At 69.7% G+C, this 12,254-nt stretch carries 11 protein-coding genes; 2 read left to right on the forward strand and 9 right to left on the reverse strand.

Annotated features, from left to right (window positions below; all coding sequences use genetic code 11):
- Positions 1 to 21: 21 nt before the first annotated feature.
- Both LCL87_RS07910 and LCL87_RS07915 read right to left on the reverse strand, forming a co-directional pair.
- Positions 22 to 1,206, reverse strand: a complete 1,185-nt coding sequence (locus tag LCL87_RS07910; RefSeq protein WP_225018420.1) for a PrsW family intramembrane metalloprotease — start codon at positions 1,204 to 1,206, stop codon at positions 22 to 24.
- Positions 1,206 to 1,877 (reverse strand): hypothetical protein, encoded by a 672-nt coding sequence (locus LCL87_RS07915; protein ID WP_225018422.1) that lies wholly within the window; start codon positions 1,875 to 1,877, stop codon positions 1,206 to 1,208. The genes LCL87_RS07910 and LCL87_RS07915 overlap by 1 nt, the downstream gene beginning before the upstream one ends.
- Before the next feature lie 147 nt (positions 1,878 to 2,024).
- Between LCL87_RS07915 and LCL87_RS07920 the strand changes: the two genes are divergently transcribed.
- Positions 2,025 to 4,373, forward strand: a complete 2,349-nt coding sequence (locus LCL87_RS07920) for a heavy metal translocating P-type ATPase (protein ID WP_225018424.1) — start codon at positions 2,025 to 2,027, stop codon at positions 4,371 to 4,373.
- Positions 4,374 to 4,655: 282 nt separating this feature from the next.
- Here LCL87_RS07920 and LCL87_RS07925 read toward each other — a convergent pair whose 3' ends face one another.
- The 5 genes from LCL87_RS07925 to LCL87_RS07945 all read right to left on the reverse strand — a co-directional run bounded on the left by LCL87_RS07925 (position 4,656) and on the right by LCL87_RS07945 (position 9,336).
- Complete coding sequence (locus LCL87_RS07925) at positions 4,656 to 6,398, reverse strand: cutinase family protein (RefSeq protein WP_225018427.1); 1,743 nt, start codon at positions 6,396 to 6,398, stop codon at positions 4,656 to 4,658.
- A gap of 122 nt (positions 6,399 to 6,520) precedes the next feature.
- Positions 6,521 to 7,813 (reverse strand): RNA polymerase sigma factor, encoded by a 1,293-nt coding sequence (locus LCL87_RS07930; protein ID WP_225018429.1) that lies wholly within the window; start codon positions 7,811 to 7,813, stop codon positions 6,521 to 6,523.
- A gap of 4 nt (positions 7,814 to 7,817) precedes the next feature.
- Positions 7,818 to 8,240, reverse strand: a complete 423-nt coding sequence (locus tag LCL87_RS07935) for a YciI family protein (protein ID WP_225018431.1) — start codon at positions 8,238 to 8,240, stop codon at positions 7,818 to 7,820.
- Positions 8,241 to 8,327: 87 nt separating this feature from the next.
- Complete coding sequence (locus LCL87_RS07940) at positions 8,328 to 8,633, reverse strand: hypothetical protein (RefSeq protein ID WP_225018433.1); 306 nt, start codon at positions 8,631 to 8,633, stop codon at positions 8,328 to 8,330.
- A 19-nt stretch (positions 8,634 to 8,652) separates the two neighbouring features.
- Complete coding sequence (locus LCL87_RS07945; protein ID WP_225018435.1) at positions 8,653 to 9,336, reverse strand: type 1 glutamine amidotransferase domain-containing protein; 684 nt, start codon at positions 9,334 to 9,336, stop codon at positions 8,653 to 8,655.
- 137 nt (positions 9,337 to 9,473) lie between these two features.
- On the opposite strand from LCL87_RS07945, the gene LCL87_RS07950 reads away from it, so the two are divergent.
- Positions 9,474 to 10,154 (forward strand): DNA alkylation repair protein, encoded by a 681-nt coding sequence (locus tag LCL87_RS07950; protein WP_225018437.1) that lies wholly within the window; start codon positions 9,474 to 9,476, stop codon positions 10,152 to 10,154.
- A 205-nt stretch (positions 10,155 to 10,359) separates the two neighbouring features.
- Here the strand turns inward: LCL87_RS07950 and LCL87_RS07955 are convergent, their stop codons facing one another.
- Positions 10,360 to 10,929: a hypothetical protein gene (locus LCL87_RS07955; protein WP_225018439.1), complete on the reverse strand. Its 570-nt coding sequence runs from the start codon at positions 10,927 to 10,929 to the stop codon at positions 10,360 to 10,362.
- Positions 10,922 to 12,244, reverse strand: a complete 1,323-nt coding sequence (locus tag LCL87_RS07960; protein ID WP_225018441.1) for a hypothetical protein — start codon at positions 12,242 to 12,244, stop codon at positions 10,922 to 10,924. The genes LCL87_RS07955 and LCL87_RS07960 overlap by 8 nt, the downstream gene beginning before the upstream one ends.
- Between the last annotated feature and the right edge of the window lie 10 nt (positions 12,245 to 12,254).

Genomic DNA, 12,254 nt, shown 5'->3' on the forward strand with positions numbered 1-12,254 from the left:
TTGAAGTTCGAAATGGGGTGGTCACAGGACCGGGGACGGAATCCCGGCCCGGATGCGGGCAACCTCGTCGCGCGCGAACATCACCCGATCGGTGCCTTCGCCACGGGCGGAGGCGAGTTCGTCGGCGAGGTCGAACGCGGCCTCGAGTACGTGCGCACGTCTCTTTCGCCCGCGGTGATCGGGCGCCGCCTTCCGGAATGCTCGGCGCGCCTTGCGGTCACCGCACATCGCCTCGAACTCCTCGGCGGTCAGAACGCCGTGAGCCACCTCGGGGGCGACGATGTCGCGCAGGAACTCACGCTCGCGGGTCACGGTCATCGTGAAGACACGGACCACCAGGACCAGCGCAACCACCATGACGCCCGCCATCAGGAGGTAGGTCAGTCCGAGATTTCCGCCGGCGATCGCCCCCATCGAATCCCAGAGCCCGTGCAGGACCATGGCGCCCGCCATCAGCGCGAGACCACGCCCCACGCGCCGCGGCTCGGCCGGTCGGCCCAGCAGGTAGACGAGTCCGGCACAGAACACCGCGCTGTAGAGAATGTGGGCCGTCACCCCGAGCACCATCCGCATGACGATCGTGCCCATCGCGGCGCCCACCTGGTTCGCACCGAACTCCGAGCCGGCCGACGTCATCGCGTACGCGACGTCCTCGACGATCTGGAAGCCCAGACCGATGAAGGCACCGAGGATGAAGCCGTCGAAGGCGGTGCGAATCAGTCTGGGCGCCATCGCGATCAGCAGCACCAGGCCGGCACCCTTCGCGATCTCCTCCGTGAACGGCGCTGCGAGGCCGGCGCCCCAGTCGAACGACCATGCCTGCCCCAGACCCTTGGCGTACAGGGCACGGATCGCGTCGTTCGCGTGCGCGGCCATCGCCCAGGTGGCGGCGAAGCCACCCCACACGAAGGCCACCACCATCAGTTTCACGGGCTGGCGTGCGTAGCGGTCGATGTGCTGGGTGAACCACCCGAACACGGCACCGTAGAGGGCGAACAGGACCACCGCCACCGTGATCGCCTGCGGGTACGCGTCGTACGACCGCGTCAGCGCCGAGACGAACGTGGCCGTCCCGGACACGACCAGCAGGAGGTAGGCCCAGAAGGCCAGGTTGCGTGGTTGGTAGAACGTGAACGATCGGCTCCACCCCGAGTCGTGGATCGCGTCGAAACGTGTGCTCTCGAGGTCGGTTGCGGTGCTGGACATCAGGACTTCCCCTCGCTCACGTGCTCGATGCTGGTGATCATCGCGGCAACGTCTGCCGCGGTACCGGCGGTGGCGTCCGGGGCCCCGTACGCCGTCACCTGCACGCCGCGGTCTCCGAAGACGAAGGCCGCGATCAACCCGTCCGAGCGGGCGCCCTGGAACCGCGCGACGACACCGCGGTCACCGCGTGCCGTGACGATGTCGGTGGGATCGCTCGTGAAGTGGAAGCCCTGGCTTCCGTCCAGCGCCGTCGTCGTGGTCCGAATCTGCTCGAGCAGAGCGTTCGCATCCCCCTTGAACGGTGCCGTCCTGATCGAGAACGAGTCGTCACCGTCCACGACCGTCGCGGTGTCGGGGTACGACCCGCTCAGCGGACGCTGCCCGGCCCGCACGCCGTCGGTGATGCCCCACCCCACGGTGGGAACGAACGTGACGCCGCCGTCGACCTCGATGACATCGCCGGCCACGACCTTGTCGTCGTACGCCACCGACTCGTTGATCGCGGGGAGCACGCTGCCCATCAACAGGGCCAGAGCGAGCACGACCAGAGCCGGGACGACGGTTCGTCGGTCCAGGCCGAGCCACCGTCGATCGACGGGCACCCAGCGGTCGCCAGGATCGAATTCGTCGTGCACGGCCGGTGGCTCCGGCCGAATTTCCGTACCCGTCATGCTGCCTCCCCGAACACTCGACCGAATCGGACATTCGAAAGATAGTGGCGATCGCGCCCTCATGCGTGCCGAACGGCCCGTACAGGGCCGATGCGGATCACCGCGGCGGTACCGTCGAGGGGACACCCACGAGAGCCTGGGAGCGTCATGGTGGAGGCAGCGTCCGATGCATATTCGCGGCGGCGCGAACGGCTACGCCGACTGAGGGAACCCGCCCTGTTGGTGGTCACCCTCGCGGCGCTCGTCGCCGGCGGAATCGCGTGGCTCGCCGGTGCGCGCGATGTCGCGGACGCGTGCTGGATCGCCGGGACGGCCGTCGCGATCGTGCCCGCCACGTGGTGGGTCGTCGATGCGCTTCGGCACCGCCGCGTCGGCGTCGACCTCATCGCCGTGCTGTCGCTGATCGGCACGCTCCTGGTGGGGGAGTACCTCGCGGGCGCCCTGATCGGGGTGATGCTGGCGACCGGTCAAGCCCTCGACGCGGCCGCGGAACGGCGCGCCACCAAGGACCTGCGGTCGCTGCTCGACCATGCGCCGCGGACCGCGCGACGCCGTGTCGGCGACACCGTCGAAACCGTCCCGCTCGAGGACGTCGCCGCCGGAGACGCCCTCGTCGTCGGTCCCGGCGAGGTGGTGCCCGTGGACGGCTGGGTCACGTCGGAGGCGGCGGTCCTCGACGAGTCGGTACTCACCGGCGAACCACTCGCCGTGCAGCGTCGTCGCGGCGAGGCCGTCCGCAGCGGAACCGTCGACGCCGGAAGCGCTTTCGAGATGCAGGCGCGCACCACCTCGGAGCAGAGCACGTATGCCGGCATCGTGCGCCTGGCGCAGGATGCCGCCGCCGAGAGCGCTCCCGTCGTCCGGGTCGCGGACCGCATCGCCGGGTGGTTCCTACCCGTCGCGCTCGCCGTGGCCGGTGCCGCGTGGCTCTTCAGCGGCTCGGCGACCCGCGCCGTCGCGGTGCTCGTCGTCGCGACACCGTGCCCACTGCTGCTGGCCGCGCCGGTCGCGATCGTGTCGGGGCTGTCCCGGGCCTCGCGCCGCGGCGTCGTGATCCGCAACGGTGGCGCACTCGAGAATCTCGGGCATGCAACCACATTGGTGATGGACAAGACCGGAACCCTCACCACCGGACGGCCTACCGGAACCGACGTGCTCACCGCGCCCGGCGGCGACGCCACCGAGGTGCTGCGCCTGGCCGCGTCGGCCGATCAACTGTCGCCGCACGTACTCGCGGAGGCCATCGTGCAGGAGGCGAAGGTGCGGGGCCTCGACCTGTCCCTGCCGACCGACGTGGACGAGGAGGCGGGCACCGGGGTGACCGCCACCGTGGACGGCCATCGGGTCACCGTCGGCACCCTGACGCTGCCCGACGACGCTCCCGGCTGGGCGCGGTCGGCGCACGGGCGGGCCGTGCTCGACGGCGCCGCGACCGCGTGGGTCACCGTCGACGACACACTCGCCGGCGCGATCCTGCTGATCGACCCGGTGCGCCGGGACGCCTCCCGCACCCTCCGGCGCCTCCGCGCGGCCGGCCTGAACCGACTGGTCATGCTCACCGGGGATCGCCGCGAACCCGCGGAGGAGATCGGGGCGGTCCTCGGCCTCGACGCCGTCCGCGCCGAACAGACCCCCGCCGACAAGGTGGCCGGGGTGCGTGCCGAGCGGGATCGGGCGGTCACGGTGATGGTCGGCGACGGGGTCAACGACGCTCCCGCACTGGCGGCAGCGACCGTCGGCGTGGCGATGGGCGCGCGCGGGTCGACCGCGACGTCCGAGGCTGCGGACGTCGTGCTCACCACCGACCGCCTCGACCACCTCGCGGACGCGATGGCGATCGCGCGCCGCTCACGCCGGATCGCCGTCCAGAGCGCATCCGTCGGCATGGGGTTGTCGTTGGTGGCCATGGGCTTTGCCGCCTTCGGTCTGTTGCCGCCCGCGGCCGGCGCGCTGCTGCAGGAGGGCATCGACGTGGCGGTGATCCTCAACGCGCTGCGCGCGCTGCGCGGCGACCGGGCCGAGGAGGTTCCGCTGCCCGAGGACACCGAGGCGATGCTGCATCGGTTCTCCGCGGAGCACGACGAGCTGCGCGACCAGCTCACGATCCTGCGGGACACCGCGGACCTGCTCGCGACCGGAGATCTCGCGGCCGCACACGCCGCGCTGCGCCGCGTCGACAGGTTCCTGTTCGACACCCTGCTGCCGCACGAGGAGGCCGAGGACCGCGAGCTGTATCCGGCGCTCGCCACGCCCCTCGGCAACGCGGAGGCCACAGCGACGATGAGCCGCATGCACGCCGAGATCGACCGTCTCGCCCGACGACTGCGCACCCACCTCACCCGCGCCGACGCGGCCGGGGGCATCACTGCCGATCAGGTCGACGACCTGCTCGCGTGCCTGTACGGGCTGCACGCGCTGCTACGACTGCACTTCGTGCAGGAGGAGGAGAACTATTTCACCCTCGCGGCCGAACCGGACACCACCCCGAACAGCTGATGCGGCCGCCGGGGACCCCCACGGCGGATCCCCCACCCGGCACGGGGCAAATCCCCCTACGACCCGCGACGACGCGGCACTAGCGTTCAGAAGTGCCGGACGATTCGTCGGACGGCCCACGGCCTCCCGGACCCCCGACCTGGCAGGCCGTGGTCGGGTGGTGGCGCAGAACGCGTTCGGCGCCACCACCCGAACCCCGAACAGTTGAAAACAGCCAAGACGACGCAGGCCCCGGCCGCTCAGGAATGAGCAGCCGGGGCCGAGTCGTCCGGGCGGGACGCGCTAACCGCTCGGTGTCGGGACGGCGCTGGAGGGCGTCGTGGTCGGAGCCGCCGTCGTGGTCTGCGGCGCCGAGGTGGACGTACTCGTCTGCGGCGAAACGGCTTCCGTCGTGGACGTCGCAGTCTCGGATGCCACGGCTTCCGGCGTCACGGCGGGCACGGGCGTCGGCGAGGTCGGAGGGGTCGGCGACGCGGCGTCGGTGTCCGCCGACTGCTCCGTGACCGGACCCGGCGTCGGCTGGGTGGACGCATCGCTCGGCTGTGCGGAGGACGGGGCCGCCGAGGACGTGACCTCGCTCAGGGCCGCCGCCAGTTCGGCCGCGCTCGGCTTCGCCGCCGGATTCACCGGCTGCCCGTTCTGGGCCTGCTTCGCCAGGTACGTCAACCACGCGGCCGCGTAGTCGGCCGACGTGAGCGGCTTGCCGTTCGCCTGGTCGGCGTCCCGCCAGTAGTCGAAGTGATGGCCGACGTCCGGGCCCAGCGTCAGCTGGTACGGGTCGCTCATGATCACCGGGATCGTGTTCTGGTTCGTCACGATCAGGCCGACGATCTCCTTGAACAGCTTCTGCGGCAGGTACGCCAGCGGAGACATCTTCTCCGTCGTGATCGAATCCTTCTGTCCCGAAACGGGAGTGGAAATGTCCGAATCGGCAGCGGCATCGGTCGCGGATCCCGGCTGCGTCGTCGTCGTGGTCGGCGTCGCGGTGGGCCGCGCGTACGACGGGTTCGACACCGTGAGCAGTACGTCCAGGAACGTCTCGTCGTTCTGCATCCAGTCCGGCTGCGCCTTGATGTGTGCGAAGGCGTCCAGCGCGATGCGCGAGAAGACCGTCGCGACATCGATGCCGGTGGCCGGGGTCAGCTGTTCCCGCTCGAGCGCATCGACGTTCAGCTGCCGGCCCACGTTCACCACCAACTGCAGCAACGAGATGTTCTGCGGCGCCGCACAGGTGAGGTCGCCGTCCGAGCAGAACGACGCGATGCGGCCGGCGAGCGCGCCGAAGTCGGAGCCGCCGGTGTCCGGTGTCACGCCCTGGCCGGGGACGGGGTTCTTGCCGTTCTGGTATTTCACGTCGAAGCCGTCCGGATTGGTGAACGGATTCGTCGCGCCCGGGAACGGACCCTGACCGTCGGCGCGGCCGGCGTCGGCGAGGATGACGACCCCGACGACGTGCGCCGGATCGACGATGCCGTACCAGCCGTCGGAGTCCGGCTCCTGGTGGCCGACATTCATCGCGACACGGCGGGCCACGTCGGCGCCCTCGCTGTAGCCGACGATCGCGAACTTGGTGTCCGGGCAGGATGCCTTGATCGCCTTGATCACCGATTGGGTGTTCGCGACGCCGGTGTCCACGGACTTCTCGTAGCTCGACATGTCCGCCGGGTAGGCGATGTACATCGCGGCATAGGAGCCCGGCGCGACCGCCGCAGTCGGCGCGTTGGCCGTCCGGTCGATCCAACTGCTCACGTAGTCGTCCGCCGAGGCCGCGGGCAACTCCCGGCCGTCGGCGTCGACGAGCATCTTCGTGGTGCCGGGGCGGGGCGTGTCACCGCGCCCGGCGATCGACAACGTCACCATGTCGTGGCAGTCGGTGGTCGACGCCGTCAGCGCGGTGTCGATGGTGCGCGGCGGCGCGGACCACAACGCCCACGCCAGGACCACCAGCAGCGCCACCCCCAGTGCGATGGGGGTGATCACCCGCGTCGCGCTCCGATGCCGCTCGAGAAAGCCGTGAATAGCCATGTCCACTCCCCAAACCCGACTCACGGAAGACGCGTGGACAGCCCCCCGTCCGCGCGTCACGTCATGGAGAAAGTCGGGCAGTCGACCTGACGCGTTACATCACGCGCCCGGATCTCCCGGAGTCACGGGATCGGCAATTCGGACGCTCTGTCCTCCAACCGCTTCCGTTCCCGGGCGTTGGCCGTCAGCTCGGCCGCCGCCGCGAACTCGGTCCGCGCCTCCTCGTTGCGGCCGAGGCGCGCGAGGAGTTCCGCGCGCGTCGCAGGCAGGTACCGGTATCCGGCGAGCCGGCCGTCCGCGACGAGACCGTCGATGATCTCGAGCGCCGCACCGGGCCCCGACGCCATCGCGACCGCGGCGGCGCGGTTGAGGTCGACGACGGGGGAGGGCGCGAGCCGCCCCAGCGCCTCGTACAGCAGCACGATCCGCTCCCAGTCGGTGTCGTCGACGGACGGCGCGCTCGCATGGCATTCCGCGATCGCCGCCTGCAGCGCGTAGGCGCCGCGGCCGCGTCCCAGCTCGTCGGAGCGGGCGAGCGCGGACCGGCCACGGGTGATCGCGCCGCGGTCCCAGCGTCGTCGATCCTGGTCGGCGAGCAGCACCGGATCACCGTTCGGGTCGAGCCGTGCCGGGAACCGTGCCGCCGTCAGTTCCATCAGCGCAACCAGTGCGTGCGGCTCGGGTTCCCGCGGCACGAGCTCGACGAGCACACGGCCGAGCCGCAACGCCTCCCGGCTCAGCTCCGGGCGCATCCAGTCGTCACCGGCGCTCGCCGAATGCCCCTCGTTGAACACGAGATACAGCACCCCGAGCACCGTTCCCAGCCGCTCCGCGAACGCGGCGCGCTCGGGCACCGCGAACGGCACCTTGGCGGCGGAGAGGGTCTTCTTGGCGCGCACGATCCGCTGCTGCACCGTCGAGGTCGGCACCAGGAAGGCGCGGGCGATCTCCTCGCTGGACAGGCCGCCGACCACCTTGAGCGTCAACGCGACCCGGGCCTCGCGGGAGAGCACCGGATGGCACGAGACGAAGACCAGCCGCAGGACGTCGTCGTCGATCCGGTCCGGATCCCACGGCAGCGCGTCCGGGTAGGTGTTCTCGTCCGTCTCGAGGTCGTGGGCGATCGCGGCGAGACGCTCGTCGTACCTCTCCTGCCGGCGCCAGCCGTCGATGGCCTTGCGCTTGGCGACGGCGGTCAGCCACGCGCCGGGATTGGCGGGGACGCCGGTCTGCGGCCACCGTGCGAGTGCGTCGGCCAGGGCCTCCTGTGCGAGATCCTCGGCCCGGCCGAAATCACCGACGATCCGGGTGAGCGTCGCGACGATGCGGGCGGACTCGATCCGCCACACCGCCGCGACAGAGCGCCGCGCGGACTCCGTCGGATCCGCGCGACGCTCGGTCGGGACGTCGGGCATGCGGTCAGGCCTTACGGTTCTCGAGTTCCTCGCGCCAGCCCTCTTCCTTCTCGATCCACTCGTTGTCCTGCGGGAAGTCCTCGGGGCCGGTCACCCGACGCACCTCGAGCTTGGTGCCGGGCCCGAGCGGGGCACGCCTGGCCCACTCGGCGGCCTCCTCCTTGGATGCGACCTCGAGGATCCAGAAGCCGTTGAACAACTCCTTCGTCTCGCCGTACGGGCCGTCGGTCACCAACGGAGTCTCGCCGGTGAAGTCGACGACGAAGCCCTCCTGCGCGTCCGAGAGCCCCTCACCGGCGAGCAGCACCCCGGCCTTCATCATGGCCTCGTTGTACTTGCCCATGTCCTCGATGATCTGCTCGAACGGGATGTCCTTCGACGCCTCGATCGCCTCGTCGGTGACGCGCATGATCAGCATGTACTTCATCTGTCCGCTCCTTCGTCCGGGGTCGCGAATCGACCCTCTCATTCACGACGTCGAACGGGAAGACGGCGGATCGACAAGTTCCGAGAATTATTTTTCGGAAGTTTTTTCGACCGGCGTGACGTGCATCAGTTCCGTTCGCGCGACCACGCGGTCGCGTTCGTCGGCGAGGGCGAGACGACGCTCGTCGCCCAGGTACCCGTCGAGCGCCTCCTGCGACTCGAACTCGAACATCTGGATCTCCAGCGGCTGGTCGCCCGATCCGTCGGTGCGGACGCGCTGCAGGACCCGACCGCGATGTTCGGGGATCAGTGCCAGCACCTTGTCCTCGTAGGCGATCAGAGCATCGTCCTGCCCGGAACGGGCCCACAGCAGGCAACAGAGGGAGACGGCCATGTCGGGAGGCTAACCGACGTCAGAGGAGGGCGGCGACCTGCTCGGCCGTCGCCTTGGCCGACTGCGGATTCTGACCGGTCACCAGGCGCCCGTCGACCACGACCTTGGAAGTGAAGGGCAGCGTGGCCTTCTCGTAGATCGCGCCGCGCTGCTTCATCTCCTCCTCGGCGTTGTACGGCACCTTGCCGGAGACCCTGGCCAGCACCTCCTCCCGCCACGAGAAGCCGGTGAGCCGCCGCCCGGCGACGAGGAGCGTGCCGTCGGACAGCTTCGCGTTCAGCAGGCCGCAGTAGCCGTGGCAGACGGACGAGACGATCCCGCCGTGCTCCCAGATGTCGCACGTGAGCCGCTGCAGCCCGAGGCTGTCCGGGAAATCCCACATGACGGCGTGCCCGCCGGTGAGGTAAATCGCGTCGAAGTCCGCGGTGTCGATCTCGTCCGGTCGCGCCGTGTCCGACAGCAACGCCATGCGGGCGTCGTCGGCCAGCCACGCCTTCGCCGTCGCGTCGATGTTCGGCCACTTGAGGGAGCGCGGTTCGAGCGGCGAACGCCCACCCCGCGGGCTGACGATGCGCTGCTCGAACCCGCGCTGCTCGAACACCTCGTAGGCGTGGGTCAGCTCCGACAGCCACAGTCCGGTCGGCTCGGACGGATCGTCGTAGTGCGAGACATTGCTGACGACGTGCAGTATTCGGCTGGTCAAGGTCGGTCCTCCCTGTCGGCCGGGGATGCCCCTCGCCGGTGTGGTCCACGGTATCGACCGCCACGCCTGTACCCCCGGCAATCGCCGCAATCTCCGCATGCCGCCCCGTACGCTGAGGCGAGGCGAAGGAGGCAGTTGTGGCGACGACATCCGAGACGACGGTCGACGGCGTGCTGGCCGAACTGACGGCCCTCGAGGACCCGAAGATCCGTGCGGTCAACGAACGCCACGGCGACGACCACGGCGTCAATCTCACCAAGCTGCGGGCGGTGGCCAAGCGCCTGAAGACGCAGCACGACCTCGCGGGTCAGCTGTGGGGGACCGGCGACACCGCGGCCCGACTCGTCGCGATCCTGATCAGCCGCCCCAAGGCGTACAGCGCGGCGGAACTGGACGCCATGCTCCGCGACGCGCGGGTCCCCAAGGTGCACGGCTGGCTGGTGAGCTACGTCGTGAAGAAGAACCCCCACGTCGAAGAGTTGCGCACCGCATGGCTGGCCGATCCCGACCCGGTCGTCGCGAGTGCCGGGTGGGCACTCACCAGCGACCGTGTCGCGAAAGATCCCGAGGGACTGGATCTTTCCGGGCTCCTCGACACCATCGAGGCACAGATGACGGACGCCCCGGAGCGCCTGCAGTGGGCGATGAACGAATGCCTCGCCACCATCGGCATCCATCATCCCGAGCACCGGGCCCGCGCGATCGGGATCGGCGAGAGTCTCGAGGTGCTGAAGGACTACCCGACACCACCCAACTGCACCTCGCCCTACGCGCCGATCTGGATCGACGAGATGGTGCGTCGGCAGGCACAGAAGTAGGGGGAGACCGTGTTACTCGGAACAGCCATAGGTGCGCTGCTGCTCGGCGCCGCCTTCCACGTCTTCGGAGAGCGGCAGCGGGAACGCCACTTCCACACCGCGGGTTGGGTCCTGAGCATCATCGGCGCCCTCGCGCTGGGGGATGCGCTGTGGGACTCGCGGCCTGGAGTGAGCATCGCCGTCGTCGTGGCCGCGCTCGTCTTGGTCAACGGCCTGCCCAGTCTGATGGCGAGCGTCCTGCGCCATCGTGCTCGGCAACCCGGATCTTCCGTCGGATAGTTCGCCCTTCGGGTTCAGTCCGAACCACCGAAGACCAGATGCGGCGACCGAGGAACTCGAGATCCGTCACCGGCCCGGTCGGTCGAGCGTGGTGGTGCCCGACCCAGTGGGTGACGGGTGGGGTGACCGCCAGATAGCGTCCGGGGCCAGGGATCTGCACGTTCTGCAGTTCGGTGCGACGCGGCCGGTCCGGGTCGGCGGTGAAGTCCCACGCCGCGACACCGTCGCTGACGAACCACACCTCGCCGTCCATCGATTCGATGCGCGATCGCCGTCCCCAGCGGTACAGCCGCACGCCCTCGCGACGCATCGGCAGGAACACCGGCTCCTCCCCGTAGGTCCCGTAGTAGAAGCGGAAAGGTTTGTCCGAGTTCCGGTACGGCACAACGACACCGCGAACCGGTTGCGACGGCCCGTCCGCCATTGCCACCAGCATCTGCACCCAGTCGGTCATCGTTGCCTCCGGTTCGAGTTCACGGTTCAGCGGCTCAGACATACAGCACCCCATCGACGGCCTCCGACGCCGGTGGGTAGGCGTGCGTGCCGGCCTGTTCCATCAACTCCGGCCGCACGTGCGCGAGGAATCCGTCGAGTCGGGTGCCCTGCTCGTCGTAGAGGCGGAGCCGGGCGACCAGGATCAGCCCCGGGTAGTCGACGTGCCGAAACCTGACTTGCACGTGGCCGTCGGGCCACCCACCCACGAACGAGGCGGACACCTCGTCGACGGCGTCCGAGAAGCGCAACCCGTCCAACCCGCCCACGCAGTACGCCACGTACGAGTCGTGGTCCAGCGGTTCCGGCCCCACTGGCCGACAGTGGGCGGTGATGTCGATACCGTCGACCGGGACGGGATGGAGCCGACCACCCAGGTCTGCGACGAGAAGCGCACGGCCCGTTGATGTTTCCGACTTGGTAACCATCCAGAGGTGCCCCGCCGCCGCGGCTCCGTGGATCACCCGCACCTCGGGTAGGTCGATCTCCGCCACCGGCGGTGACGCGCCGGACCGGTAGGTCCGCACGATCGTGACGCCGACACGCGCGGGGTCGAGGCCCCAGTGCCAACGTATCCCCGTGTCCACGGCGCGTTTACGGCGGTGCGCCTCGTTGTAGAAGGTGTCGGCGTACTCGCTGGTGTACTGGGCCCGACGCCCCGGCGCATGCGGGGTCGTGTCGGGACCTATGCGATCCGGGACCGGCTCGTCCAGCAGGACCCGCAGCACCGACGAGCTGTACCGAACCGAGAATCCCTCCCGAGCATCGCCGGCCTTCCTCGAGGTCGGAATCCTTTCCCACGGAGCATGTTCGACCCCGACGAACAGCGACGACTCGTCGTATTCGACCGACACCACCGCCGCACCGTCCACGACGACGCGACGCGTCCCACCCCCGGTGAGCGCCACCAGCAATGTCGGCAGCCGCGGCGAGCGGCGTGGCGGAACGTCGGGCGCGGACGCAATGTCGTTGCGGCGCCGTGGAAAGCTCGCGCACCAGGCACCGGAGGTCCCGGCGCAGATCAGTTGGTGGCCTTCGACGTATTCGGCACGAACGATGCCGTCGACACCGACGCGCGCCAGCGGCCCGTCCGGATCGTTCTGCACCCAGAGGCCGTCAGCATCGGCCACGATCTGCGGTGGCGGGGCGCCTCTCGCGGGCGGGGGAAGATCGGTCCACGACACCAGACGCACGGATCGAGCGGTTCGTGGATCGAACAACGCCGCGACCGGTTGGGTTTCGTCGACCACCCAGATGTAGCCGCCGGCGGAGAACACATAGCGTGGACGCAGGAACCTGCGCCGAGGATCGGCGCTCATGCGCCTTTCT

Origin of the sequence: Prescottella equi (genome assembly GCF_020171745.1) — a bacterium.
Classification (GTDB): domain Bacteria; phylum Actinomycetota; class Actinomycetes; order Mycobacteriales; family Mycobacteriaceae; genus Prescottella; species Prescottella equi_A.

What these genes read in the sequence shown, in the direction of transcription:
- LCL87_RS07915 (WP_225018422.1), bottom strand. Translation starts at nt 1,877, where the DNA reads ATGACGGGTACGGAAATTCGGCCGGAGCCACCGGCCGTGCACGACGAA.
- LCL87_RS07940 (WP_225018433.1), bottom strand. Translation starts at nt 8,633, where the DNA reads ATGGCCGTCTCCCTCTGTTGCCTGCTGTGGGCCCGTTCCGGGCAGGAC.
- LCL87_RS07960 (WP_225018441.1), bottom strand. Translation starts at nt 12,244, where the DNA reads ATGAGCGCCGATCCTCGGCGCAGGTTCCTGCGTCCACGCTATGTGTTC.
- LCL87_RS07955 (WP_225018439.1), bottom strand. Translation starts at nt 10,929, where the DNA reads ATGTCTGAGCCGCTGAACCGTGAACTCGAACCGGAGGCAACGATGACC.
- LCL87_RS07910 (WP_225018420.1), bottom strand. Translation starts at nt 1,206, where the DNA reads ATGTCCAGCACCGCAACCGACCTCGAGAGCACACGTTTCGACGCGATC.
- LCL87_RS07925 (WP_225018427.1), bottom strand. Translation starts at nt 6,398, where the DNA reads ATGGCTATTCACGGCTTTCTCGAGCGGCATCGGAGCGCGACGCGGGTG.
- LCL87_RS07930 (WP_225018429.1), bottom strand. Translation starts at nt 7,813, where the DNA reads ATGCCCGACGTCCCGACCGAGCGTCGCGCGGATCCGACGGAGTCCGCG.
- LCL87_RS07920 (WP_225018424.1), top strand. Translation starts at nt 2,025, where the DNA reads ATGGTGGAGGCAGCGTCCGATGCATATTCGCGGCGGCGCGAACGGCTA.
- LCL87_RS07935 (WP_225018431.1), bottom strand. Translation starts at nt 8,240, where the DNA reads ATGAAGTACATGCTGATCATGCGCGTCACCGACGAGGCGATCGAGGCG.